Annotated in this window: 28 protein-coding genes; 14 read left to right on the top strand and 14 right to left on the bottom strand. The window is 68.2% G+C overall.

Annotation, left to right across the window (positions count from 1 at the left end; genetic code table 11):
- Positions 1 to 60 precede the first annotated feature (60 nt).
- A complete protein-coding gene (locus V2L32_RS14495) occupies positions 61 to 834 on the top strand; it encodes a ZIP family metal transporter (protein WP_331233176.1) in 774 nt (257 codons plus the stop codon).
- Positions 835 to 937: 103 nt separating this feature from the next.
- Complete coding sequence (locus V2L32_RS14500) at positions 938 to 1,501, top strand: hypothetical protein (RefSeq protein WP_331233177.1); 564 nt, start codon at positions 938 to 940, stop codon at positions 1,499 to 1,501.
- An 80-nt stretch (positions 1,502 to 1,581) separates the two neighbouring features.
- Here the strand turns inward: V2L32_RS14500 and V2L32_RS14505 are convergent, their stop codons facing one another.
- On the bottom strand, positions 1,582 to 2,154 hold the full coding sequence (locus tag V2L32_RS14505) for a hypothetical protein (RefSeq protein ID WP_331233178.1): 573 nt from the start codon (positions 2,152 to 2,154) through the stop codon (positions 1,582 to 1,584).
- Between the two features lie 245 nt (positions 2,155 to 2,399).
- Between V2L32_RS14505 and V2L32_RS14510 the strand changes: the two genes are divergently transcribed.
- Together V2L32_RS14510 and V2L32_RS14515 are read left to right on the top strand one after the other, a co-directional pair.
- The gene (locus V2L32_RS14510; protein ID WP_331233179.1) at positions 2,400 to 4,787 is read left to right on the top strand and encodes a DNA topoisomerase VI subunit B; all 2,388 of its coding nucleotides are present in this window, start codon (positions 2,400 to 2,402) and stop codon (positions 4,785 to 4,787) included.
- Positions 4,784 to 5,875 carry a DNA topoisomerase IV subunit A gene (locus V2L32_RS14515; protein WP_331233180.1) on the top strand — a complete coding sequence of 364 codons (1,092 nt, stop codon included), beginning with the start codon at positions 4,784 to 4,786 and terminating at the stop codon, positions 5,873 to 5,875. Before V2L32_RS14510 ends, V2L32_RS14515 begins: the two co-directional genes overlap by 4 nt.
- A 2-nt stretch (positions 5,876 to 5,877) precedes the next feature.
- Here V2L32_RS14515 and V2L32_RS14520 read toward each other — a convergent pair whose 3' ends face one another.
- From V2L32_RS14520 to V2L32_RS14530, 3 genes are all read right to left on the bottom strand, one after another.
- Positions 5,878 to 6,297: a molybdopterin-binding protein gene (locus V2L32_RS14520; protein WP_331233181.1), complete on the bottom strand. Its 420-nt coding sequence runs from the start codon at positions 6,295 to 6,297 to the stop codon at positions 5,878 to 5,880.
- Between the two features lie 95 nt (positions 6,298 to 6,392).
- Positions 6,393 to 7,196, bottom strand: coding sequence for a hydroxyethylthiazole kinase (gene thiM / locus V2L32_RS14525; protein ID WP_409348447.1), 804 nt, complete (start codon positions 7,194 to 7,196; stop codon positions 6,393 to 6,395).
- A 79-nt stretch (positions 7,197 to 7,275) separates the two neighbouring features.
- Positions 7,276 to 8,019: an MBL fold metallo-hydrolase gene (locus tag V2L32_RS14530; protein ID WP_331233183.1), complete on the bottom strand. Its 744-nt coding sequence runs from the start codon at positions 8,017 to 8,019 to the stop codon at positions 7,276 to 7,278.
- A gap of 75 nt (positions 8,020 to 8,094) precedes the next feature.
- Here V2L32_RS14530 and yqeC point away from each other — a divergent pair, with 75 nt between their 5' ends.
- Positions 8,095 to 8,829, top strand: a complete 735-nt coding sequence (gene yqeC, locus V2L32_RS14535) for a selenium cofactor biosynthesis protein YqeC (RefSeq protein WP_331233184.1) — start codon at positions 8,095 to 8,097, stop codon at positions 8,827 to 8,829.
- A gap of 7 nt (positions 8,830 to 8,836) precedes the next feature.
- On the opposite strand, the gene V2L32_RS14540 is transcribed toward yqeC, so the two are convergent.
- The gene (locus V2L32_RS14540; protein WP_331233185.1) at positions 8,837 to 9,010 is read right to left on the bottom strand and encodes a hypothetical protein; all 174 of its coding nucleotides are present in this window, start codon (positions 9,008 to 9,010) and stop codon (positions 8,837 to 8,839) included.
- 193 nt (positions 9,011 to 9,203) lie between these two features.
- On the opposite strand from V2L32_RS14540, the gene V2L32_RS14545 reads away from it, so the two are divergent.
- The 3 genes from V2L32_RS14545 (at position 9,204) to V2L32_RS14555 (ending at position 11,901) form a co-directional block, all read left to right on the top strand.
- Complete coding sequence (locus V2L32_RS14545; RefSeq protein WP_331233186.1) at positions 9,204 to 9,872, top strand: helix-turn-helix domain-containing protein; 669 nt, start codon at positions 9,204 to 9,206, stop codon at positions 9,870 to 9,872.
- An 86-nt stretch (positions 9,873 to 9,958) separates the two neighbouring features.
- Complete coding sequence (locus tag V2L32_RS14550) at positions 9,959 to 10,390, top strand: helix-turn-helix transcriptional regulator (RefSeq protein ID WP_331233188.1); 432 nt, start codon at positions 9,959 to 9,961, stop codon at positions 10,388 to 10,390.
- Complete coding sequence (locus V2L32_RS14555) at positions 10,387 to 11,901, top strand: hypothetical protein (protein WP_331233189.1); 1,515 nt, start codon at positions 10,387 to 10,389, stop codon at positions 11,899 to 11,901. Before V2L32_RS14550 ends, V2L32_RS14555 begins: the two co-directional genes overlap by 4 nt.
- On the opposite strand, the gene psmB is transcribed toward V2L32_RS14555, so the two are convergent.
- Together psmB and V2L32_RS14565 are read right to left on the bottom strand one after the other, a co-directional pair.
- A complete protein-coding gene (gene psmB / locus V2L32_RS14560) occupies positions 11,902 to 12,627 on the bottom strand; it encodes an archaeal proteasome endopeptidase complex subunit beta (protein WP_331233190.1) in 726 nt (241 codons plus the stop codon).
- A 46-nt stretch (positions 12,628 to 12,673) separates the two neighbouring features.
- Positions 12,674 to 12,841, bottom strand: a complete 168-nt coding sequence (locus V2L32_RS14565) for a hypothetical protein (RefSeq protein WP_331233191.1) — start codon at positions 12,839 to 12,841, stop codon at positions 12,674 to 12,676.
- 295 nt (positions 12,842 to 13,136) lie between these two features.
- Here V2L32_RS14565 and V2L32_RS14570 point away from each other — a divergent pair, with 295 nt between their 5' ends.
- Positions 13,137 to 13,487: a DUF555 domain-containing protein gene (locus tag V2L32_RS14570; RefSeq protein WP_331233192.1), complete on the top strand. Its 351-nt coding sequence runs from the start codon at positions 13,137 to 13,139 to the stop codon at positions 13,485 to 13,487.
- A 66-nt stretch (positions 13,488 to 13,553) separates the two neighbouring features.
- The gene (locus V2L32_RS14575) at positions 13,554 to 14,093 is read left to right on the top strand and encodes a CBS domain-containing protein (RefSeq protein WP_331233194.1); all 540 of its coding nucleotides are present in this window, start codon (positions 13,554 to 13,556) and stop codon (positions 14,091 to 14,093) included.
- 222 nt (positions 14,094 to 14,315) lie between these two features.
- On the opposite strand, the gene gatA is transcribed toward V2L32_RS14575, so the two are convergent.
- The 3 genes from gatA to V2L32_RS14590 are packed head-to-tail and all read right to left on the bottom strand — an operon-like array spanning position 14,316 to position 16,736.
- The gene (gene gatA / locus V2L32_RS14580) at positions 14,316 to 15,587 is read right to left on the bottom strand and encodes an Asp-tRNA(Asn)/Glu-tRNA(Gln) amidotransferase subunit GatA (RefSeq protein WP_331233196.1); all 1,272 of its coding nucleotides are present in this window, start codon (positions 15,585 to 15,587) and stop codon (positions 14,316 to 14,318) included.
- Complete coding sequence (gene gatC / locus V2L32_RS14585; protein ID WP_331233198.1) at positions 15,584 to 15,862, bottom strand: Asp-tRNA(Asn)/Glu-tRNA(Gln) amidotransferase subunit GatC; 279 nt, start codon at positions 15,860 to 15,862, stop codon at positions 15,584 to 15,586. Before gatC ends, gatA begins: the two co-directional genes overlap by 4 nt.
- 43 nt (positions 15,863 to 15,905) lie before the next feature.
- The gene (locus tag V2L32_RS14590) at positions 15,906 to 16,736 is read right to left on the bottom strand and encodes a VOC family protein (RefSeq protein ID WP_331233199.1); all 831 of its coding nucleotides are present in this window, start codon (positions 16,734 to 16,736) and stop codon (positions 15,906 to 15,908) included.
- Between the two features lie 78 nt (positions 16,737 to 16,814).
- Between V2L32_RS14590 and mvk the strand changes: the two genes are divergently transcribed.
- Together mvk and V2L32_RS14600 are read left to right on the top strand one after the other, a co-directional pair.
- Positions 16,815 to 17,798, top strand: a complete 984-nt coding sequence (mvk, locus tag V2L32_RS14595; protein WP_331233200.1) for a mevalonate kinase — start codon at positions 16,815 to 16,817, stop codon at positions 17,796 to 17,798.
- Entirely contained in the window at positions 17,795 to 18,529 is a 735-nt protein-coding gene (locus V2L32_RS14600) for an isopentenyl phosphate kinase (protein WP_331233201.1), read from the top strand. The genes mvk and V2L32_RS14600 overlap by 4 nt, the downstream gene beginning before the upstream one ends.
- A gap of 1 nt (position 18,530) precedes the next feature.
- Here the strand turns inward: V2L32_RS14600 and V2L32_RS14605 are convergent, their stop codons facing one another.
- From V2L32_RS14605 to V2L32_RS14620, 4 genes are all read right to left on the bottom strand, one after another.
- Positions 18,531 to 19,181 carry an RraA family protein gene (locus V2L32_RS14605; RefSeq protein ID WP_331233202.1) on the bottom strand — a complete coding sequence of 217 codons (651 nt, stop codon included), beginning with the start codon at positions 19,179 to 19,181 and terminating at the stop codon, positions 18,531 to 18,533.
- 50 nt (positions 19,182 to 19,231) lie between these two features.
- A complete protein-coding gene (locus tag V2L32_RS14610; RefSeq protein ID WP_331233203.1) occupies positions 19,232 to 19,516 on the bottom strand; it encodes a hypothetical protein in 285 nt (94 codons plus the stop codon).
- A gap of 24 nt (positions 19,517 to 19,540) precedes the next feature.
- A complete protein-coding gene (locus tag V2L32_RS14615) occupies positions 19,541 to 20,755 on the bottom strand; it encodes an MFS transporter (protein WP_331233204.1) in 1,215 nt (404 codons plus the stop codon).
- 587 nt (positions 20,756 to 21,342) lie between these two features.
- A complete protein-coding gene (locus V2L32_RS14620; RefSeq protein WP_331233205.1) occupies positions 21,343 to 21,843 on the bottom strand; it encodes a GNAT family N-acetyltransferase in 501 nt (166 codons plus the stop codon).
- A gap of 311 nt (positions 21,844 to 22,154) precedes the next feature.
- Here V2L32_RS14620 and V2L32_RS14625 point away from each other — a divergent pair, with 311 nt between their 5' ends.
- Together V2L32_RS14625 and idsA3 are read left to right on the top strand one after the other, a co-directional pair.
- On the top strand, positions 22,155 to 23,501 hold the full coding sequence (locus V2L32_RS14625; RefSeq protein WP_331233206.1) for a ribonuclease J: 1,347 nt from the start codon (positions 22,155 to 22,157) through the stop codon (positions 23,499 to 23,501).
- Positions 23,502 to 24,551, top strand: coding sequence for a geranylfarnesyl diphosphate synthase (gene idsA3 / locus V2L32_RS14630; RefSeq protein WP_331233207.1), 1,050 nt, complete (start codon positions 23,502 to 23,504; stop codon positions 24,549 to 24,551).
- Positions 24,552 to 24,796 lie beyond the last annotated feature (245 nt).

Here is a 24,796-nt window from a genome sequence, read left to right on the forward strand (position 1 = left end):
TCCGCCGACCGTCGGTGAAAACCGCAGGCTCTTTCGCTCGTTCACGAGAGAGCCTACGTCATGGACGCGCTTCCCACCGTCGTTCTGATCTCGCTCGCGGCCGGCTGTGCGACCGGCATCGGGGCGCTTCCGGTCTACGCGAGGACGACGGTGAGCCACCGGGTCTACGACGGCGCGCTCGGCCTCGCCGGGGGGATCATGGTCGGCGCGGCGGTCTTCGCGCTCCTCCTGCCGGGTCTCGAACTCGGCTCGCTCACCGAGGTCGTCGCCGGCTTCGTCGTCGGCGGGGCCGGCCTGCTCGTCGCCAACGCGCTGCTTCCCCACGTCCACCTCCGGTTCCGGCGGGATCGATCCCACGGACCGGTCGACCCCGACGTCGACGAGTCCTCGCGACGGGCGCTGCTCGTCGGCGGCGCCGTGACGCTCCACAACGTACCCGAGGGGCTCGCGATCGGCATCGCCTTCGGCTCCGGGCTCGATTCCGTAGGCGTGGCCCTCGCCATCGCCATCGCCTTCCAGAACGTCCCTGACGGCTTCGCCATCGCCGTCCCGGCGAGCCAGACGGGGCTCTCGAACGCGAAGACCGTCCTCTACACGACGCTCTCCGGCGGCGTTCCGGAGCCGATCGCCGCCGTCGTCGGCTTCCTGCTCGTCGCGACCGTCTCGGGGATCTTCCCGGCCGCCGCGGGCTTCGCCGCCGGAACGATGATCGCGGTCGTCTTCCGCGAACTCGTCCCCTCCAGCCACGGCCACGGCTACGCCGACACCGCCACCGCGACCTTCCTCGCGGGCTTCGCGCTGATGCTGGTGGTCGATACGGTGCTCGTGGTGTGACCTGGGCCCGCGGCACTCCGGCGCCGGGTCAGGAGCCGCACGTCGCGTCCGGTTCGTTCAGGGTCGGTAACCGTTTTGCGATCGGAGCGAGTAGCGCGACCGTATGAGCTCCGACACCCGGGTGCGAGGACCGGAGCGAGACGGGGGGCTTCCACCGAGGGGCGAGGCTCCCGGCCGGAAGACACGGCCCGCCTACACCGACCGACGACAGATCTGGTACGGGATGGGGAAACGAGGCTCGGACGAGAAGGGGACCGTCGCCCAGCTCCTCCACGACGTCCCCACCCTGTTCGCGGAGGTGTTCGTCCTCGGCTTTCCGGCGATCGCCTACGTCTACGTCGCCGACTTCGACGGCGGGGCGGGGCTGTCGGGGCCGACGTTCGTCCTCTGGATAACGATGACGGCGGTCGGGACGGCGATCCACGCCGGGCTGGTCCGCCCGCCGTTCACCGAGTTCCTCGGGTGGGTGACGCTCTCGCCCTCGCTCGTCGTGCTTCGGGTCGTCTACTACAACCTCGTCCTGATTGGCGGGGTCCACGCGAGCGCCGCGATCGGCTCCCTGGCGGGTGACGGAACGTCCGGGCTGGTCGCGGCCGTAGCGATCGGGACCTTCGCAATGCTCGTGTTCCCCGCGCTCGCCGACGCCGTCGCGCGGCGGCGCGGGTGAGTCGGCTTCCCTCTCGGTACGTCCGGCTCGGAGAGGATTCTACGTCGGTCGGGAAGACGAAGCGGTGAGAGGAACGCGGATCAGAGCTGAATCCACCCCCGGACGGGCCGCCGTCTGACGACGCCGGCGATCTCGCTGGACTGCCCCTCGCCCGTGATGACGTCGACGACGCCGTCGTCGGCTTCGAGTCCTCTCCAAACGTCTTCTCGAACAGGATCTTCGATCTCGCCGTCGATCTCGATATCGGTGTCCGGTTCGCCCTCGACGATCGCATCGCTTCCCTCCGGGCCGAAAAGCCTCACCCAAACGGTCCCCTCACCGCTCCGTATCCGTATTTCTGAATCGGGGCTCGACAAACCTCTGACACTCAGTTCGAACCTGAACGGTAGTCCATTACCCCCCGTCAGGTCCAACCGCCCCTTCGCCCTGGAGGACGCTTTCTCGTGTCCCGGTACCGACGGGTTGTCGGAGAGACGGGCGAAGAAGGTGGGCTCCGCCTCGGGTCTTCCCCCGCGTGCGCTCGCCGTTCCGGTCCCGAGGACGAGCCCGCCGCCGACCCCGATCCCTTTCAGTACCGCCCGCCGTGACGTGTGACTTCGAGCTGTCATGACTGTGCCCCCCCGAGACGGCATCTGTTTGGCGTCATTTATCATAACTGTTGCCGAGAAACGGCCAGCGCGTCTGTTCGACGTTCCGATCGACCCGTCCGTCCGAGAGTAAGCCTACGAGACCACCGTCCTGCCAGGGTCCCACCGGGTCGAACGGGGTCCTCGAACCGGCGGGAGAGCCGGGTCGTCGGGGCGGTCGGACGGCGAGACGACGGGGCCGATCCGGTCCCGTTTCACTTTCACCGTGGTACCGAAGGGGTTTTCGCCCCCGCAGAGATAAGGGGAATCAGATGACGTCGCTCCAGTCTACTCTCGGCGACGACGACGTCGCCGCCCGCCTCGCCGCGGGTCAGCGCGAGATCTCCATCGCCGAGTTCTTCGAGAAGAACAAACACATGCTCGGCTTCGACTCCGGAGCCAGAGCCCTCGTCACCGCGATCAAGGAGGCGGTCGACAACGCCCTCGACGCGACCGAGGAGGCCGGCCACCTCCCCGACATCTACGTCGAGATCGAGGAGGCCGGCGAGTACTACAGGGTGATCGTCGAGGACAACGGTCCCGGTATCACCAAAGAACAGATCCCGAAGGTGTTCGGGAAGCTGCTCTACGGCTCGCGGTTTCACGCCAGAGAGCAGTCCCGCGGCCAGCAGGGGATCGGCATCTCGGCGGCGGTGCTCTACAGCCAGCTCACGAGCGGGAAGGCCGCCGCGATCACCAGTCGGACCGAGAGCGCGAGCGAGGCCGAGTACTTCGAGCTGATCATCGACACGGACACGAACGAGCCGGAGATCGAGGTCGAGCGGACGACGACCTGGGACCGCCCGCACGGCACGCGGATCGAACTGGAGATGGAGGCGAACATGCGCGCCCGCGCACAGCTCCACGACTACATCAAACACACCGCGGTCGTGAACCCACACGCCAGGATCGAGTTCCACGAACCCCGCGAGTCGGTGAAGTTCGAGCGGGCGACCGACGAACTCCCCGCCGAGACCGAAGAGATCCGGCCCCACCCCCACGGCGTCGAACTCGGGACCGTGATCAAGATGCTCGGAGCGACGAACTCGCACTCGCTGTCGGGTTTCCTCCAGGAGGAGTTCACCCGCGTCGGCCAGAAGACGGCGGCGGAGATCCTCGACGCGTTTCGCGACAACTACTTCGGCCGGGAGATGGCCTGGCGGCCGCCCGGCGCGCACGAGGAGCGAGACCTCGCGAGCGCGGTCGAGGCGGCGGTCGCGAACAAGGGTCGGGAGGCGACCGCGGCCTTCGCGGCGGCGGTCGAGGAGGGCGTCACGTCCCGCGACCGGATCGCACACGCCGAGCTCGTCGGGATTGTCGCCGAGGCGGCCGAGACCGCCGAGGAGGACCACGGGACCGGGTTCGGCGAGACGGTACGGGAAAACGCCGTCGAGGCGGCCTGGGACGTGCTCACGGCAGAGCGAGCGGCCGACCTCTACGCTATCGTCGACGGAGTGACGAGCAGCCAGAAGGACGAGACGACGGTCGGTGGGCTGGCCGACCGGATCGCCGCGAAGTTCGAGAGCGACGCCGGCGAGCGCGACAGGGCGACCTATCGCGAACTCGAGGGCTTCGTCGAGCGGGCGGCGGAGATGACCGAAGAGCGCGAGGAGGTCACCGTGGGAGAGACCGCCCGCGAAAACGTCGTGGAGGCGATCTGGGCGGAGATGCGGACGGTCCCCGACGACGTCCCGCTGGTGCGCGAGGTCGCCGACGACCGCGACACGGCGAGCTCGTTCGTCGAGGCGATGCGAACCGTCGACGTGATGTCACCGCCGACGAACTGCCTCGCGCCGATCACCGCCGACCTGCTCGAAGCGGGGCTGAGAAAGGAGTACGACGCCGACTTCTACGCCGCGGCGACCCGATCGGCGGGCGTCCACGGCGGCGACCCGTTCGTGGTCGAGGCGGGTATCGCCTACGGCGGCGAACTCGAGGCCGAAGGCGCGATCGACGTGCTCCGGTTCGCCAACCGCGTGCCGCTGGTCTACCAGCGCGGGGCGTGTGCGACGACCGATGTCGTGAAACGGATCGGCTGGCGAAACTACGGGCTGAATCAGCCCGGCGGGAGCGGCACCCCACAGGGGCCGGCGGTCCTGATGGTCCACGTCGCCTCGACGAACGTCCCGTTCACGAGCGAGTCGAAGGACGCCATCGCGAACGTCCCCGAGATAGAGGACGAGATCGAACTCGCGATCCGCGAGGCCGCCCGCGAGCTGAAACGCTACCTGAACAGGCGCCAGTCGCTCGAGAAACGCCAGCGAAAGCAGTCAGCGCTCGCGACGATCCTCCCGGAGATGGCCGAGAAGGTCGCGGAGGTGACCGAGCGAGAGCCGCCGAATATCGACGGCGCGCTCGCACGGATCATGAACAACGTCCGGGTCGGTCGCGAGGTCGAGAACGGCACCGTCAGGATCGTGGTGAAGAACTACTCGAGCACCACTGAAGAGCCGGAAATCACGGACATCGTCTCGATCGAGCCGGGCAACCTCTCGAACGGCGCGCAGGTCGTCGAGATGGACGGCGAGTGGTACGTCCAGTGGTCGCCGTCGATCCCGAGCGGCGAGACCGCGGTGCTAGAGTACGCGGTCGGGGACGGTGCGGAGTACGACCTCGCGGTACGTGGGGTCGCCTCGGAGAAACTCACGGTGATAGAATGAGCACAGAGACCGACGACGACGCACGAGCGAAACTGATCGACCTCGCCGCCGAGTTCTACGACCAGTTCGATTCGGGGGAGATCCCGGAGATGGCGGTCCCCACCCGGACGAAGTCGAACATCGAGTACGACGAGGACGAGCGGGTCTGGGTCTACGGCGACCGAGAGAGCACCAGGAGCGCCAACAGCGTCCGCGGGGCACAGAAGCTCTTAAAGGCGATCTACACGATCGACTTCCTCGCGAAACAGCTCGGCGAGGACCGTTCCTCGACGCTTCGTGAGCTGTACTACCTCTCGGAGAGCTGGGAGACGAAGGAGGCACAGTTCTCCGATCAGGACGAGTCGAACCAGCTGATCGAGGACCTGGAGATCGTGAGCGACGTCTCCCGGGAGGACTTCCACATGCGCCCGGAGGAGTCGGGCGCGACGCTGATGGGGCCGCTGCTCCTCAGGGAGCAGACCCGCCGGGGCGAACGCGAGATCCACTGTCAGGAGGACGTCGGTGAAGGGGGGTATCAGATCCCGAACAAGCCGGATACGATCGAGTTCCTCTCCCACGACGCGGAGTTCGTCCTCTGTGTCGAGACCGGCGGGATGCGCGATCGCCTGGTCGAAAACGGCTTCGACGAGGAGTACGACACGATCGTCGTCCACCTCAAGGGCCAGCCCGCGCGGGCCACCCGCCGGATCACCAAACGCCTCCACGACGAACTCGAGTTGCCAGTGCTGGTCTTCACCGACGGCGACCCGTGGTCGTACCGGATCTTCTCCTCGGTGGCCTACGGCTCGATCAAGTCGGCTCACCTCTCGTCGTACCTCGCGACGCCGGAAGCCCGGTTCGTCGGCATCCAGCCCTCGGACATCGTCGAGTACGACCTGCCTACGGATCCGCTCTCGGACTCGGACATCAACGCGCTGGAGAACGAACTCGAAGACCCCCGCTTCCAGACGCCGTACTGGCGCGAGCAGATCGAGCTCCAGCTCGAGATCGGGAAGAAGGCCGAACAGCAGGCGCTCGCCTCACGTGGACTGGACTTCGTCACCGACACCTACCTCCCCGAACGGCTCGCCGAGATGGACGTCCTGTAGCGTCAGCCGACCGTTTCGAGTTCCGTCGGGTCCTCGACCGGCGAGAGTCGCCGGGGTTCGAGATCGACGACCCGTCTGACCGTCCGCGCGCCCGCGACGTCCGCGAGCAGCCGGGGCGTGTCCCCAGGAACGTCCTCGCGGCGCAATCCCAGGAGGCCGGAGAGCGCGGGTCGAAGCTCGAGACAGGCCCGGTGGCCGTCGGCGGCCGTCGCGAGCAGGTGGGTCGTCGTCGGTGCGACGTCCGCCGCCTCGAGCACGTCGGCGATCGGAACCCCGAGCCAGCGTCCCCGTTCGTGCTCGCCCGTCGCGCATCGGATGCTGAACGTCGTCGTTTCCAGCGGGAGTCCGTCTACCCGCTCGGGATCGGTCGGCACCGAGAGCGGGCGTCGTCCCCCGACTGTAACCTCGGCGGTCGGCTCCATGACCGGCGATCCGACGCTCCGAGGGAAAAGCGCCCCGCCGATTCCACGGTCGTGGGAACCGGCCCCGGATCGGTTCCCGGCCGGCGGATCCGGTACTACTCGGTCGGGGAGTCGATTCTCCCCTCGAGATCGAGGTCGGCCGCGACCGCCGGGGTGAGGGTCGCGACCGAGTCGAGGAAGTTGATCCGGTAGCTCGCCGGCCCGTTGTGCGGGAGCTCCGCCGCCCGCTCGCCCGCGATACCGTACGCGAGCGTCCCGCCGAGGCAGGCCTGGAGCGGGTCCTCGACGGCTCCGCAGAACGACGCGAGCGTGGCCCCGAGCATACAGCCCGTGCCGACCACCTCGCTCATCCGCTCGTGACCGGCGTGGACTCGGTACGTCCTCTCAGCGGTCGAGACGACGTCCTCGACCCCCGAGGCGACGACGACCGCGCCGGTCGCACCGGCGAGCTCTGCGGCGGTCTCCGCTATCGAGTCGTACTCGCCGACGGACTCGACGCCTTTCACCTCGCTCTCGACACCGGAGAGCGCGCTGATCTCGCCGTAGTTGCCCTTGATCGCGGCGAACTCGATCGACGCCAGGAGGCTCCCCGCGACCTCCGTTCGGGTGGGCGTCGCCCCCACCCCGACGGGGTCGAGGACGACCGGAACCCCCAGTTCGTTCGCCCGCTCGCCCGCGTTGTGGAGCGCCTCGACGTTGCTGTCGGTCATCCGCCCCGTGTTGAGCAGGATCGCCCCCGCGAGTTCGGCCATCTCCGGTGCCTCGCCCGGCGCGTCGGACATCACCGGGAGCGCCCCCCACGAGAGGGTGACGTTCGCGAGGTCGTTCTTCGTCACCTCGTTCGTCAGCTGCTGGACCAGCGGCTCCCGCTCGCGGACCGCACGCAGCGCGTCAGCCATCGACTCCCCCGAAAGCTCCCCGGACTCGGCGTGATTCACGCGAGATACCACCGACCGATCGGACAAAGCCGCTTCGATCTCAGCGCTCGTCGAGCGCGACCGGGACCGCCCTGCTCGCGACGTCCGCGGCGAAGCTCCCGGAGTCGGACTCGAGCGCCTCGAACGTGTTGTAGTGGATCGGGACGACGAGGTCGGGATCGAGCTCCTCGGCGAGGTCCGCCGCGTCGTGGCGGTTCATCGTGAAGCTCTTTCCGATCGGCGGGACGAACAGCGAGACGTCGAGCGTCCTGTGGTCCTCGAGCGCGTCGGAGTCACCCGGCCAGAGCACCTGTTTCCCCCCGAGCGTGAACAGGAAGCCACAGCCGAACCCCTCCGGGTGCGGGACGCTTCCGCTAGAATCGGCACGCGGACCGTCGGGATCGTTGTAGGCGGGTATCACCTCGACCTCGACCCCGTTCACCGTGAGTTCGTCGCCGTAGCCCACTCGCTCTACCTCGTACGGGAGCTCCTCCGGGGCTTCGACGTCCCGGCCGGTCCGCTCGGCGTCGACGTCCTCGTAGACGACGACCGTCGCGTCGTCGCCCGCGACCCGACGGACGCCGTCGGAGTCGTAGTGGTGATCGTGGGTGACGAGCACGACGTCGCCGTCTCTCGCCTCGTACTCGCGGACCGGCGGGTGGCCGACGCCGGGCGTGTCGGGCTCCCACTCGCCGGTGAGCACGCCGTAGCGGCCGGGGTCGGTGTAGACGACGGTCTCCGAGGCGATCCGGGCGGTCGCGTAGCCGAGCCAGTCGACGGTGAGCTCGCCGTGTCGGACGGTCATACGTAGCTCTCACCTCAGAGGGTGAAAGAGCCTGTCGTTGCGGGCCTTTATGCCGTCGCCGGGGCCATCGGTGGTATGCAGCTCTCTTCGGCGCTCGACGCCCGCGGCGTCGTCTGTGTGGTCGGCGCGGGCGGGAAGAAGTCGACGCTCTATCGCCTCGCCGGGGAACTCGACCGGGCGGTCGTCACCGCCACGGTGAGAATCCCGATCTTCGACGACGAGGTCTCGCGGGTGCTGGTCGAACCGGATCCCGTACAGGCGGCGGCGTCGCTCCGAGAAAACGCGCGCTGGCCGATCGGGGTCGTCTCCGAGCGCGAGCGCGAGGACAGGTATCTCGGGTACGACACCGGGGCAATCGCGACGCTCGCCGACTCGCCCGCCGGAGCGGTGCTCGTTAAAGCCGACGGGGCGCGGATGCGGCTGTTCAAGGCGCCCGACGACCGCGAACCGCAGCTGCCGGAGAGCGCGGAGCTCGTCGTCCCCGTGGCGAGCGTCCGGGCGGTCGGTCAGCCGCTCACCGAGGAGGCCGTCCACCGACCCGAACGGGTCTCCGCGATCACCGGGCTGGAGATCGGCGATCGGATCGGTGCGGAGGACGTCGCCCGCACTCTCGCGAGCGACCGTGGCGGGACGAAGGACGTCCCCGAGGGTGCCCGAGTCGTCCCGATCGTGAACATGGTCGACGACTCGACGCTGGAGCGGACCGCTCGCGAGGTCGCAAACGAGGTGCTCTCGGGGTCCGCAATCGACCGGGTCGTCCTCACCCGGCTGATCGACGAGGACCCCGTCATCGCCGTAGTCGAGCGGTGAGCGGTGGTCACTCGACGTCGAGGACGACGACGTCCCACTTCCCCTCGCCCTCCTTTCGTGGCTCCCAGCCCCCGGTGACGGTGACGCCACTGTCGGTCGCCGACCGGAGCAGGTCGGCCAGCGCCAGCTCGAACGCCTCCTCGGTGTCGATCGGTCCCTCGACCGTGTGTCGGGATGCCATCGGGGTCGATTGTTTCTTCTACACCACCACACGTATCAAATTTCCGGCTTGCTGTCGGAACGGGTATACGATGCCGGTGCAGTGCCAGTATGATTATATGTTCTACCGACGACGTTCCGCACAGATCGAACATGGCTCATCATGCCACCTCCCTTTGTCCTCCCCCGCGAAACAGCCCCACCGACCCAGAGACATGACGGTGCTGATGGAGTTCCGTATCCACCCTGATGCGTTCGAGTTGGGACGGGTGTTGTCCGCGATCGGAGAGGACGTGACGATCGAGTTCGAGTCGCTCGTCCCGACCGGGGAGTCCCCGATCCCCTTCCTCTGGGTCCACGAGGACGGCGACGAGGAGACCGAGCGACGGATCGCCGCGCACCCGACCGTCGGGGCCTTCGACCGGGTCGAGCACGTAGAGGGTCGGACGCTCTACGCGTTCGAGTGGAACACCGAGTACGACCACCTCGTCCGGGCGATCCGTGACGCCGCCGCCCAGCTCCTCTCGGGGGTCAGGGTCGCGAGCGGGTGGCGGTTCACCCTCCGGTTTCCCTCCCACAGCGCCCTCTCGTCGTTCCGCGAGGAGAGCCAGCACGCCTCCCTCGACATCGACGTGATCCGCGTCTACAACGCCGGTCGGGCCGAGAGCGACCCGCTGTTCGGTCTGACCGATCCGCAGCGCGAAGCGCTCGTGCTCGCGGTCTCGGAGGGCTACTACGACATCCCCCGTGGCTGTACGACGGTCGAACTCGGCGAGCGCCTCGGCATCTCCGATCAGGCGGTGACCGAACGCCTCAGACGGGCGATCGGCACGCTCGTCACGAACACCCTCGTCACGGACGACCACGAGGAGGCGCTCGACTGAACCGTCCCGGAGAACCGGTTCCCCGGCGATAAAACTTGGTAGGCGAGGCCACTAATTGATTTATTTACAGGTTACATTAGCAACCGATGTTCGAGCAATTTTTCCGGGACTCCTCTCCCGGTGGGCTGTGGCGTCGACTCACCTCGTTCGTCCCAGGGGGACGGGAGGAACTAGACGAGGAACCGGACGACGCTGCGGAGACGTCGGTCGATCGGGTCGACGGAGCGGGGGCGGTGGACGGCCCCGAGGAGGAACTCGGCGACCTGCTGACGACGAACGAGGGCGAGGTGCTCGAGGTGCTCTCGGAGCACGGGGGCGTGATGCGCCAGGGGCGGATCGTCGAGGAGACCGGGTGGTCGGCCTCGAAGGTCTCCTACACGCTCACGAGCCTGGCGGAGGGAGGACGGATCGAGAAGCTACGGATCGGTCGCGAGAACGTCATCAGACACGACGGGGTCGACCACCCCATCTTCGACGCGTACACTGATACGGCCCGGGCACGAGAACCCGGTCGATGACCGAATCAGAGGTCGCGACCGCGGTCCGCGAGGTGCTCTCGACCGACGCGGACCGGTTTCGCGAGCGTGCGCTCTCGGACGCAGCGGTGCTCACCGACGAGATCGCGGCCGGGACGTTCGACAACCCGCAGGCGATCGTCGGCTTCGAGTACGAGTTCTACGCGGCCGACGACGAAACCGACGCGCTCCGACGGGTCCCCAGACGCCTCCTCAGGTACATCGGCTTCGAGAAGGAGCTCGGGCTTCACAACGCGGAGATGACGACCAGCCCCCAGCCGCTGAACCCCTACGGGCTGCGCGCACAGGAGATGGAGATCCGCGCCCGGCTCTCGGCGGCGCTCAAGTGTACGAGAGCGGAGGGGATCCACCTCGCGAGCGACGGCATCTGGACGATCCCGCCGACCGGCGAGACCACCCGCGAGTACCTGCTGGACAGCGTCGACGACGACGGCATCCGGATCGCGACGAACATGAGCGACAGCGCGCGGTATCATGCCATGGCGAACGCGGAAAGCTCCGACGCGGCCATGACGCTGCGCGCACCGCACGTCACGCTCGAGGCCGACACCGTCATGCCCGAGAGCCTGATCACCTCCATCCAGCCCCACTACCAGGTCGCACAGGCGACGGCGCTGCCGATCTACTTCAACTACGCGCTCAGGGTGGCCGGACCGCTGGTCGCGCTCGGGGTGAACTCCCCCTTCTTCCCGCCGGACCTTTACGACGACGTCCCCGCCGAGACGATCATCGAGGAGGCCTGGATGGGCAACCGGATACCGGTCTTCGAGACCGTGCTCAACCCCCCGACGGGCGAGGGGAAGGTCCGCTTTCCGCGCGACCTCTCGACGGTCGAGGAGGCGGTCGACCGGATCGTCACCGACGACGCGGTCGTTCCGATGCCGATCTCCGAGACGGGCCGCTTCGACGACTCCTTCGCGACGTTCAGGCGGAAACACGGCACCTACTGGCGCTGGGTGCGCCCGGTGTTCGACGGTGCGACCCGCTCGGCGGCGAACGCCCGCATCGAGTTCAGGCCGATCGCCGCACAGCCCACCGTCCGGGACTCGGTCGCCTTTCTCGCCTGCTTCGCGGGGCTCTTGGAGAGCCTCCCGAACGCCGACCACCCGGTCGGCGACCTCGAGTGGGAGGACGCGCGGGGGAACTTCGAGTCGGCCGTTCGCGACGGCCTGGGCGCGACGATCCGGTGGATCACGGCCGACGGTGAGGAGACGACGAGTACCGAAGAGCTCTACGCGGACCTCTTCGTCCACGCCGAGGACGGGCTCGTTCGGCGGGGGCTCTCGGAGGCCGACGCCGCGAGGTATCTCGGCCCGCTCCGGCGGCGCGTGAAGGACGGCCGCTCGCCGGCGGAGTGGAAACGCGACCGGGTGAGCGCGCGCGTGGCAAGCGGCGAGGAGTTCGCCGCCGCGGTCACCGGGATGCAGGGGGAGTATCTCGAGAAACAGCGGGCGACCCTCGTCGAGGGCAGTTTTGCCGACTGGCTGGAGTAGCTACAGCAGGTCGTCGAACGTCTCGTGCTCGTCGATCTCGACGCCGTCGGCGGTGATACGGGCGACGTTGACGCCGTTGCCGCTGGCAGTGTCGCGCTCGACCGCGCTCTTCACGCTGCGGACCGCGACCGTCGAGGCCTCCTCGATGCTCAGGTCGGGGTCGTACTCCTGTTCGAGCACGCCGAGGGCGAACTGCGAACCGGAGCCGGAGACGGTGTAGTCGTCCTCAAGCGTCGAGCCGAGTGGGCCGACGCTGAAGAGGTGGGCCCCCTCGGCGTCGACGCCGCCGAGCACCGGCTGGACGATGAGGAAGGCGCCGCTTCGGAGCAGGTTCCCCGTGAGCGTCGAGAGCGCCGTCATGCTCATGTTCTCGCCGCGGCGTTTCTCGTAGAGGCTCGTCTCGACCTCGAGCGTACTCACGAGCGACTGGGCCGCGCTGACCGACCCCGCGATGGTGAGCGCCGCCGTGGGGTGGATCTGCTCGACCTTCACGACGTGTTTGTTCGAGACCATATGACCCAAACTCGCCCGGCGGTCGGTCGAGAGGACGATGCCGTCGTCGAGTTTGAGGCCGACCGTCGTGGTGCCCGTCTTCGTCTCGAGCGCGTCGGCGTCCGCGCTCTCGGGTATCGGCATCGAGCCGAGCTCCGGCTCGAACGGGTTCGGCTGACCGGCCTGCGAGCTCGAGTCGGCGGGAAACGTAAAGCGGTCGTTCGGGGTTCGCATTGGATGCCGGTATCGCCCGGAGGGCAATAAACCCACTCGTTCGGGACTACGACGCGTCGTCGTACGCGCGTCCGAGCGCCACGATCAGCCGGTGGATCGGGAGCGAGATCCCGAACCGCCGCAGGTGGACGGCGAGCGGGAGGACGAGGATACCGACGAGAAGGCTCGTCTGGTACAGCGCGAACAGCGTCTTCCGGTGCAGCCTGGCGTACATCTGATCTCACCGGGGGGACGACAGGGGGAGTAGATAAACGTTGTGTCTCGAACGGAGTATACCGATCTATCATCGACGACTCACCTCGCTTCCCTCGTACGGTTCAACTCGACTTGGGAAAACATCAACTCGCGTGGGAAGTTCCGTCGGCGACGGCGTACCTACTCGATTCCCGACACGGCTCATCGCCGTAAGTTATGAGAATGGTGACCGTCACGTGCGCACTCGACCCCGTCGCGCTCGCGGGCCGCGGGAGAACCGGAACGCACTCCACGGTCGGCACACGACGCCCTGTATGAACTACCTCGTGGTGATGGAGGCGGCGTGGCTGGTTCGGGACGTCTCGAGCGTCGACGACGCGATCGGCGTCGCGGTCAGCGAGGCCGGAAAGCGGCTCAACCAGCAGGACATGAAGTACGTCGAGGTCGACGTCGGCGCGACCGGCTGTCCCGCCTGCGGCGAGCCGTTCGACTCGGCGTACATCGCTGCGAACACGGCACTCGTCGGCCTCGCCCTCGAGATGACGGTGTTCAACGCCGAGAACGAAGAGCACGCGAGCCGGATCGCGAAGAGCGAGGTCGGCGGGGCGCTGCGGGACGTCCCGCTCTCGGTCGTCGAGGCGATCGAGGTCGAAGAAGAGGACTGACGGGGACGACGGAGAGCCGTCCCCCCGGGCACAACCCTTTTGTATAACTACGGGTAATTCCGGGCTATGAAGCTCCCGACCCCACAGGATCTCCGCGAGCGTCGGATCGCGCTGGACCTCACTCAGAGCACGCTCGCGGAGCGAGCCGGCGTCTCGCAGCCGCTGATCGCCCGGATCGAGGGCGGCGACGTCGACCCGCGGCTCTCGACGCTCCGGCGGATCGTCAACGCCCTGGCGGAGGCAGAAGGCGACGTCGTCCGCGCCGAGGACCTGATGCACGAGGACGTGATCGCCGTCGGTCCCGACGACGCGATCAGCGACGCCGTCGCCACGATGGACGAGGAGGCCTACTCGCAGCTCCCCGTGCTCCAGAACGGCGTTCCCGTGGGGAGCATCAGCCAGGGCGACCTCGTCGGGCTGGACGCCGCCGCCCGGGACGAACCCGTCGTCGAACACATGGCCGAGAGCTTCCCGACCATCTCGCGCGAGGCGACGCTGGACGAGATCGGCAACCTCCTAGAGCACTACAAGGCCGTGATGATCACCGACGCCGGCGAGACGGTCGGCATCATCACCGAGGCGGACGTCGCCGCCCGGCTCTCCTGAAACCCACGAACCTTTTTACTCGTTGGGTGTCCTCGCGCTTCGCGCTGCGGGCACCCTCCTCGCAAAAATCTGCTCCAAAAAGGCCGCTCATCCCTCGCTTCGTCGCCGGCGCTTCGCGCTGGCTACCTGCGAGACCTTCGGTCTCGCATCGCTCGGGATTCACGGGTGCAGCACTGGACCGTCACCGCACGTCGACGCCACCAATTACCGATTCGGGACCGCTTACGCGAGCGCGCTCGCCGCCCGAACGATCGTCTCCTCGCCGAAGGCCGGTCCGATCAGCTGGAGTCCGACCGGGAGCCCGTCGGCCTCGCCCGCAGGAACCGATATCGCGGGGAGGTTCGCGAGGTTCACCGGTACCGTGTTCGCGTCGATGAGGTACATCCGAAGCGGGTCGGCCAGACTCTCGCCGAGTCTCGGGGGCAGGACGGGCATCGTCGGGCTCGCGAGGACGTCCACCTCGCTCAGTGCCACGTCGAAGTCCTCAGCGATCCATGCGCGGGCGTCCTGAGCCTTCCTGTAGTACTTCTCGTGGTAGCCCGCCGAGAGCGCGTAGGTGCCCAGCAGGATCCGTCGTTTGACCTCCTCGCCGAAGCCCTCTTCGCGTACCCGCGCGAACGCCTCGTTCCAGTTGCCCTCAGTCTCCGTGGCCGGGCCGTAGCGCACCCCGTCGAAGCGCGCGAGGTTCGAGGAGGCCTCGGACATCGCGATCACGTAGTACGCCTCGACGGCGTACGAGAGCGAGTCGAGGCTCACCTCCTCGACCGACGCTCCCTCGCTCTCCAGTTCCGAGAGCGCACCCTCGAACGTCTCGACCACTCGCTCGTCCGCGCCCTCCAGGAGCTCGGTCGGGACGCCGATCGAGAGTCCGTCGACCTCGCCGGTCGCGGCGTCGGCGTAGTTCCCGGATACTCGGCCCTCGCGCGTCGTCGCGTCCCGCTCGTCGACGCCCGCGATGACGTCGAGCAGTTCCGCGGCCTCCTCGACCGTGCGTGCGAACGGCCCGATCCCCTCGAGCGAGTTCGCGTACGCGACGAGGCCGTACCGGGAGACTAGCCCGTAGGTGGGTTTGATCCCGACGACGCCGCAGAACGCGGCCGGACACCGGATCGACCCCCCCGTGTCCGATCCGAGCGCGAGGTCGGCCTCGCCCGCGGCGACCGCCGCCGCCGATCCCCCGGAGGAGCCACCCGGCACTCGCTCCGGGTCGACCGGGTTTCGGGTGGGGCCGAACGCGGAGGTCTCCGTCGTGGTCCCCATCCCGAACTCGTCCATGTTCGTCTTTCCGACGACCGTCGCGCCCGCCTCACGCAGGCGCTCGATCACGGTCGCGTCGTAGGGGGGGACGTACTCCGCGAGCATCGCCGACCCGCAGGTCGTCCGCAGGTTCCGGGTGCTGATGTTGTCCTTCACCGCGACGGTCGTTCCCGAGAGCGGACCGGACGTCGGAGACTCGATCGTCTCGCGGATCAGGAAGGCGTTCAGCCCGCTCATGAGACCGGGGGCCCCCGGAAGTAGCCGTCCTCGCTCTCGGGGGCGTTCCGAAGCGCTTCGTCGTGGCTGAGCCCCTCGCGGCGCTCGTCGGCGCGCATCACGTTGACCAGTTCCGCCTCCACCTCGACGTCGGGGACCTCGTCGAGTCGCTCGAACGCGGCGAGGACGTCCGCGAACTGGGCGGCGAACCGATCGACCTCCTCCTCGGTGAGGGAGACCCGCGCGAGCGCCGCGACGTGTCGGACCTCCTCGGGGGAGACGGACTGATCGCTCATGGGCGGTGAGAGCCGTGGCCGGCGAGTAAGCGTTTCGATCCCGCTAGCGCTCGATCACGCCGAGTCCCCCAGAGAACGGCTCGCTCTCGAACCACGCCACCCGCCGGTCGCCCCACCGTTCGGCGTCCGAGAGCGGAAACCGGTGCAGAGTCCCCTCAAAGTCGTCGACGCCGAGCAGGCAGCTACACGGGGCGTCCGGGAGCCCGTCGAGCCGATCCGCGATGTACCCCGCCCTCGCCGGTTCGGCGAGCACCAGAGGGGTTCCGGGGAACACCGCGAGTTCCGCCCCGAGGCGCTCGCTCTCGTCCCGCTCGGGTCGCGGGAACCGGAAGAGTCGTCGGAACCGCTCGCTCGCCGTCTCGATCTCGGAGACCGCGACGACGACGCGCTCGATCCCTCGCAGGCCGGTCTCCTCACCCACTGTCACGGGCACCCGTCGCTCGATCGGGGTCCGATCCGTGATGAGAAACGGCAGCGCGTTGCGCCACCGTTCGCGGCCGAGGAACGTCGCGTCCCACTCGATCGGGGTCCCGTCGGGGCGCTCTCGTCCGTCGTTCCATGGTCCGGAGACGCCCGAACCCCGTTCGATCAGTCGGGCGGTCGCGGCGTGGACGTCCTCGACCCTGACACACCAGGCGCACGGACCGGCCCCCTCGTGGACGAACCGGGGCCAGTACGGCGAGTCCCGTTCCGTGTCGTGGCGGGCGATCAGTTCGACGTAGCTCCGGTCGGCGAAGCCCGCGAGCGCCATGTGGGTGACGCCGTTGTCGTGTTCGCCGCCGTAGACGGTCTCGAGGCCGAGGTCGGCGAACCCCTGCCTCGCCGTGTCGAGGCCGGCGACGGCGAACGGGACGTGATCGAGGTCGAGTCGCATACGGGAGGGACGGATCGAGGGGAGAAAAACGCGGCCACGTTCGGAAAGGGTGATATGCGTGGGTTCGGACCACCCCGTATGGCAGTATCGAGCGCGCCGGGGAAGGTCTACCTCTTCGGCGAGCACGCGGTCGTCTACGACGAGCCGGCGGTGCCCTGCGCGGTCGAGCGGCGGGCGACCGTCACCGCCGAGGGCCGTTCGGACGGACGGCTCCGGGTCCACGCGGAGGACCTCTCGCTCGACGGCTTCACCGTCGAGTACGAGGGCGACGGAACGACCCCGCCGGACGTCGACGTCTCGACGCCGCTCGTCGAGGCGGCGATGGGCTACGTGAACGCCTCGGTCGAGCAGGCCCGCGACGCCGCCGACGCCCCCGACGCGGGCTTCGACGTCACGATCGAGAGCGAGATCCCACTGGGGGCGGGTCTCGGCTCCTCCGCCGCGGTCGCCGTGGCGGGTATCGACGCCGCGACGAGGGAGTTGGGGGTCGACCTCGGTCGCGAAGAGCTCGCGGAGCGCGCCTATCGGGTCGAACACGAGGTACAGGAGGGCCAGGCCTCGCGTGCGGACACGTTCTGCGTGGCGATGGGCGGGGCGGTCAGGGTCGAGGGGAGCGAGTGCAAGAGCCTCGAAGCGCCGGAGCTCCCGTTCGTCGTCGGGTTCGACGGCGGCGCCGGGGACACGGGCGCGCTCGTCGCGGGCGTCCGCGAGCTGCGAGAGCGCTACCCGTTCGCGCGAGCGACCGTCGAGACGATCGGCGACCTGGTGCGCCAGGGAGAGCGGGCGCTCGAGGAGGCGGACGTCGAGGAACTCGGCACCCTGATGGACTTCGATCACGGCTTGCTCTCGGCGCTCGGCGTCTCCTCGCGCTCGCTCGACTCGATGGTCTGGGCCGCCCGGGAGGCGGGGGCACTCGGCGCGAAGCTCACGGGGGCGGGCGGCGGCGGCTGCATCGTCGCGCTCGATCACACCCAGGAGACCGAGACGGCACTCAGATACACGCCCGGCTGTGAGGAGGTCTTCCGCGCTGCGCTCGACACCGAGGGGGTCAGGGCGGAGTGAGTTCCAGAGTACTCAAGCTCGGCGGATCGGTGATCACCGAGAAGGACTCGCCGGAGACGGTCGACGACGACCGTCTCGAACGGGTCGTCGAGGCCCTGCGTGGGACCGAAAACCTCGTGCTCGTCCACGGCGGCGGGAGCTTCGGCCACCACCACGCGCTGACCCACGGCGTGAGTCAGTCGGAGGGAAGCCACGATTCGGCGGGGGTCCTCGCGATTCATCGGGCGATGAAGCGGCTCAACGATCGCGTGCTCGATCGGCTCCACGCACACGGCGTGCCCGCGCTGCCGGTCCACCCCCTCTCGGCGGGCTACCGCGACCGGGAGGGAACGCTCTTTCACCCGATCTCGCAGGTGGCGACCATGGTGGACGAGGGGTTCGTCCCCGTGCTCCACGGCGACGTGATCGTCCAAGCGGAGGCGGGCGCGACTGTCCTCTCCGGCGACGACCTCGTGGTCGCGCTCGCCGACGGACTCGACGCCGACCGGGTGGGGCTCTGTTCGACCGTCCCCGGCGTGCTCGACGGCGATGGAGCGGTGATCGATCGGATCGATCGGATCGAGAGCGTCGTCGACGTGCTGGGCGGGAGCGACTCGACCGACGTGACGGGCGGGATGGCCGCGAAGGTCGAGAAACTGCTCGCGACCGACGCCCCCGCGTGGATCTTCGGACCCGACGACGTCGAGGCGTTCCTCACGGGCGAGTCCCCGGGAACGCTGATCGACGGGTAGTTTACCCCTCTACGTCGCCGTAGCCGCCGATCTCGTAGAGGTACTCCCCTCCCTCGACCCGATCGAGCAGCTCCGCCTCGGCGTCCAGCTTCTCGCGTGCGCGTTCGAGGACCGACGCCGCCTCGCTCGCGGGGACCACGCACACCCCGTCGCCGTCGCCCACCACGAGGTCGCCCGGTTCGACGCGTATCCCGCCGCAGGTGACCGGCTCGTCGACCGACCCCTCGAACTCCTTTCCCGGACCGGCGGGGTGCGTCCCGCGCGCGAAAACCGGGAACCCCATCCGGGCGACCTCCGCACGGTCACGGATCGCCCCGTCGATTACCAGTCCCGCTAGGTCGTGTGCCCGGCAGGACGCACACATCAGCTCCCCCACGGAGGCCGTCTCGGTGTACCCCTCGCCGTCGACGACCAGCACGTCACCGGGCTCGGCCAGGGTGATCGCCCGGTGGATCGCGAGGTTGTCGCCCGGGGCGGCGTTCACGGTCCTCGCACGACCGACGAGTTCGGTACCGGGATCGATCGGTTCGATTCCGGAGTCCATCGCGACCCCTCGATCGACGACGTCCGAGACGACCGCGCTCGGGACGCCGTCGAACGCGGAGCGTACGTCGGAATCGACGGTCGTCCTCGCGTCGTTCTCGGTGCCCATGACACTGAGCGGGACGAGGACACACCTCAACCTACTGGTTCGCGCCCGCGCTACCCGAGCACGTCGTCGGGGTCGTGTTCGTCCATCAGGCGTTCGACCTCGGTGCGGTACCGCGCCCGCTCCTCCGGATCGCTCACGGTTCCGAGGTTCCTGTCGGGAACCGTGAGCGAGAGCGCGACCTCGGGGCTCGGACCCGAGAAACTCGTGAGCGCGCGCTCGCGACGGAAGTCGTGTTTCCCGTCGGGCGTCGCGTACGTGAGGATCACGACGTTCTGCTCGTCGTCGGAGTAGGTCCGTTCGACGAGCCAGACCCGGCGTTCGCTCTCGTCGGTCACGATCGGAATCGGGACCGACGGCGCTTAGATCTTCTCCCGGGGGAGCATGACGACGAAGACGGCGCCGAGGGCGACGACGGCGGCGAGCAGCACGAACGCCTCGTCGAAGTAGTTCGCGTCGGCGAGCACCCCCACGATCGTCGGGCTGGTCGCGCCGAGCAGCATGAACCCCGTCCGGAGCACTCCGAGTCCCGTCCCCTTCATGTCCGTGGGGAGGGCGTTCGCGAGGAACGTCTGGGTGATCGGCGTCACGCCGATCATCCCGCTCAAGAGTAGAGTGAGCGCGAGGAGACCGACGAGCGAGTCGACCAGGGGGAGCGCACCGAGGCCGAGGACGCCGACGACGAGGATCAGTGGCAAGGTCCGCTTCGCGCCGAAACGGTCGACGCCGGCGCCGGCCAGCGGCTGGACGAGGATGCCAGCGGCGAAGAAGACGCCGTAGAGCGTCGCCGCCGTCGCCGGCGAGAGTTCCTTGATCTCGACGAGGTAGGTGGGGTAAAAGCCCGTAAACCCCTGCCAGGCGAAGAAAACGAGCAGCTGGACGGCGGTCACGAGCAGTATCGCCCGCTGGCCGATCGCACGGAGGACGTACCTGAGCGTCTCGATCGAGAGGTCGTCGACGGCGCTCGTCTCCCCGGAGGTCCGGGTCGGGACGTGGATCAGGATGCCGACGGCGACCAGCGCGAACAGCGGAACGGTGAGCCCGAAGCCGAGGCGCCAGGTCGCGGCGGCGGCGACGATACCCGCAGTCACGGGGAGGACGGCGTTTCCGACCTCCCCGGCGGCGAGCGTAACACCGATGGCCGTCCCGTCGCGCGTCTCGTAGATGTCCGAGAGGATGGTGAAACGCACGGGGCCGTAGAAGGCGGTCGCGAAGCCGAAGAGCGCGACGGCCCCGAAGAGGACGACCGGGCTCCACGCCAGCGCGACGAGCGCGACGAGCAGCCCACAGATCGCCGTGCTCGCGAAGAGCACGCGCCCCTCGCCGAGTCGGTCGCTCAGGATCCCACCGGGGAGCTGGCCGAGCGCGTAGGCGACCCAGAGGACGCTCACGAGCAGGCCCGCACCGGTCAGCCCGAGCGAGAATGCCTCCCGCAGGTACGGGAGCAGCGCGGGAAAGGTGAGCCTGACCCCGAGCGAGAGGAACCACCCCCCGGCGACGAGCAGCAGGATCCACCCACGACCGTCGCGGGCGAGCTCCGAGATGGCGGTCCCGACGCTGGAAGCCGAACGCGACACGGTGGTCGTACCCCTCGGAACGGGATCAAGCCTCGGAACGAGGCGAACGGGCCCTCCCCATCACGGCGCTCCGGCCGCTGAAGGGCGTCCTCCGGACCGTCCGTTCGGTTCACCACGGAACCGACCGTCGGGCGCCGATCGTCGGTCCGTCCGTCCACAGTGCGGGCCCGAGCTCATTACAAAAACGATATCGATAAACAAAAATGGGAGTCTCTGCCAGAGCCCGAGGGTTCCGAGGGGACGACGGTGGTCCGTGTCGACTGTGAGTCGATCTCCCCTGCCTGTCGCTGGACCGACGGTACGGTGTGCGCGATCGGTGCGCCCGGTGGCTGTTCCTGCGGTGTGACCGAGTTCAGGGGCCTGGCCGCGATCCCTGGCGATCTCCTCACGGCGGTCGAGCCGCGGAGGCGCGACTGACGTCCGCCGTGACGCGCTGGAGATCGCTGGGAACGGTCCGAGTCGGCGGTCCCTCTCGCGTGACGGTCGCCCGGCGTGATCTCTCCCGCTACCGGTTAATCGGGACCCCCGGGTCCCGGCTCGTGGCGGATCTCTCTGCCGTCGGAGGTACCGTGCGGTCCCGAGACGACTCACTCGATCGAGCGTTCGTAGACGTTCGCGACGTGGTCGACACCGCCGATCTCCACGGTTCGCTCCCCGACCTTCTCGAAGCGTGACCCGTAGAACGCGTTGCCGGGTCCGTTCGAGGCGAGCACCGCGTCCCGGATCTCGCCGACGCCGCGCTCGGCGAGGTGCGTCTCGGCGCGTGCGAGGAGACGCGTGCCGACCCCCTCCCCCCAGCGATCCGGCCGGACGTAGACGTCCATCTCACCGACCCCGTCCTCCGCGAGCGGGATCGTGCTCGCGTAGCCGACGACCTCGTCGTCGACGGTGGCGACGAACAGCCCCGCGTCATCCGACCCGACCCGCGCTTCGAGGAGCTCACTCGAGTAGCCCGCGGCAAGCAGCGACGCGATGGTCTCCTCGTCGAGGATCCCGTCGTAGGTCTCGTACCAGGTCCGTTCGGCCACCCGTCGGATCGCGTCGACGTCGTTCCCGGTCGCCCGCCGGACGGTCACGCGTTCGCTCATGCAGGGGGTACGACCGATCCCACAATAACACTGTTCGTTGCTACCACACACCTCGGACGTGATCGGTCCGCTCAGGGCGCGACCGCCTCGGACCCCGTCTTTCGGGTGGGCGGCCGAACCCACGTAGTTTATACGACCGGGTCGCGTATCGCGACCTAACGAAACCCGCGGGTAAATGCGGCGTCGCCGCATGCGGGAACTCGAAGCGCTCGGGACCTGTCGACTCACGGCTCTCCGACGCCGGAGCACACCGCGGCTTTCGATGAGCACGGCATCGCCATCGGGGCGTTTGACGCTCGGACACGACAACTATGGAAATCGAAATCGCAACGATAGGCGGCTACGAGGAGGTCGGACGGCAGATGACTGCCGTCCGCGCCGGCGAAGACGTCGTCATCTTCGACATGGGACTGAACCTGTCGAAGGTCCTCATCCACGACAACGTACAGACAGAGAAGATGCACAGCCTTGACCTGATCGACATGGGCGCGATCCCGGACGACCGCGTCATGTCCGACATCGAGGGCGACGTGCAGGCGATCGTCCCCACACACGGACACTTGGACCACATCGGCGCGATCAGCAAGCTCGCACACCGCTACAACGCGCCGGTCGTCGCGACCCCGTTCACGATCGAGCTCGTGAAACAGGAGATCCAGGACGAGAACAAGTTCCAGGTCGAGAACGACCTGATCAAGATGGACCCGGGCGAGACGATGTCGATCTCGGACTCGGTCGAACTCGAGTTCGTCAACGTCACCCACTCGATCATCGACGCGATCAACCCCGTCCTCCACACGCCGGAGGGCGCGATCGTCTATGGGCTGGACAAGCGGATGGACAAGACGCCCGTGATCGGCGACCCGATCGACATGAAACGATTCCGGGAGATCGGCCGCGAGGGCCAGGGCGTGCTCGCGTACATCGAGGACTGCACGAACGCGAACGGGAAGGGCAAGACCCCGAGCGAGGCGGTCGCACGTCGCCACCTTCAGGACGTCATCCACAGCATGGAGGACTACGACGGCGGCATCGTCGCGACGACGTTCTCCAGTCACATCGCCCGCGTACGTGCTCTCGTCGAGTTCGCCGAGGACATCGGCCGCCAGCCGGTGTTGCTCGGCCGGTCGATGGAGAAGTACTCCGGGACCGCCGAACGCCTCGACTTCGTCGAGTTCCCCGACGAACTCGGGATGTTCGGCCACCGGAAGTCGGTCGACCGCACCTTCAAACGGATCATGAACGAAGGGAAGGAGAACTTCCTGCCGATCGTCACGGGCCACCAGGGCGAGCCACGGGCGATGCTCACCCGGATGGGCCGCGGCGAGACGCCGTACCAGCTCGACGACGGCGACAAGGTGATCTTCGCGGCACGGGTGATCCCCGAGCCGACGAACGAGGGTCAGCGCTACCAGGCCGAGACGCTGCTGAAGATGCAGGGCGCACGGATCTACGACGACGTCCACGTCTCCGGACACCTCCGCCAGGAAGGTCACTACGAGATGCTGCAGTCGCTCCAGCCGAAGAACGTCATCCCGGCCCACCAGAACATGGCGGGCTACTCGGGCTACGTGAACCTCTGTCGGAACCAGGGCTACGAGCTCGGCCGCGACCTCCACGTGACGTACAACGGCAACGTCATTCCGATCGTCGAGTGAATGACCGCTAACCACCGACGCGCACAGGTCGTGACCGACGCGGTGGCCGAGCGACGCGACCTCGTGAACGCCGCCGTCGACGAGGACCTCCCGGTGGCACACCCGGAACGGCTCTACGAGGCTTCGCGCTACCTCCTCGAAGCCGGCGGGAAGCGACTCCGACCGGCGGTCGTCCTGCTGGTCGGGGAGGCGCTCTGTGACGTCGAACCGCTCTCGGCAGACTACCGACGGTTCCCGGCGCTCTCGGGCGAGGAGGTCGACCTACTGAGCGCGGCCGTCTCGATCGAGGTGATCCAGTCGTTTACGCTCATCCACGACGACATCATGGACGACGACGACCTCCGACGCGGAGTCCCGGCGGTCCACCGGGAGTACGACCTCGAGACGGCGATCCTCGCGGGCGATACGCTCTACTCGAAGGCGTTCGAGATCATGCTCGAAACCGGCGCGCCGCCGGAGCGAGCGATCCGGGCGATCGAGGCGCTCGCGACGACCTGTACGAAGATCTGCGAGGGTCAGGCGCTCGACGTCTCGTTCGAGGGGCGCGAGGACGTCGGCACCGAGGAGTACATGGAGATGATCGAACTGAAGACCGCCGTACTGTACGGCGCCGCGGCGAGCGTTCCGGGCATCCTACTGGGCGCCGACGACGAGACGGTCGAGGCGCTCTGTGGCTACGGCCTCGACGTCGGCCGTGCGTTCCAGATCCAGGACGACGTCCTCGACCTCACCGTCGCGAGCGACCGACTCGGCAAACGGCGCGGGAGCGACCTCGTCGAGGGCAAGCGGACGCTCATCACGCTCCACGCGCGAGACCGGGGCGTCGACCTGGAGGGGCTGATCGACGCCGGGAGCGTCGAGGCGGTCACGGAGGAGGACATCGACCGGGCGGTCGCCGAACTGGAGGCGGCCGGTAGTATCGACTTCGCCCGCGATCGGGCGGCGTCGCTCGTCGAACGGGGGAAGGGGAGACTGGACGTGCTGCCCGAGAACGAGGCGCGGGCGCTGCTCTGTGATCTGGCGGACTACCTCGTCGAGCGCGGGTACTGAACCCTGACGACGCGCCGTCGACTCTCTTCGTGGGTCCGGGACACCGGTACCGCGTCGAGAAAACGTGGTGTGCGGGCCAATACGGCCCGTCACACCGAGGGGAGTTGGGGGTTGGGGTTGGGTGGGTGGGGTTCGATCACACGGTTCGATGCCATCAACGCAGGCGGGGAATTCGCCCGCGTCAGTTACACGCACGCGATACCCTGTAATATGCTTTGTGTGAGTGGAAAGATTCACGGATCGAA

Origin of the sequence: Halalkalicoccus sp. CGA53, assembly GCF_036429475.1 — an archaeon.
GTDB lineage: Archaea > Halobacteriota > Halobacteria > Halobacteriales > Halalkalicoccaceae > Natronorarus > Natronorarus salvus.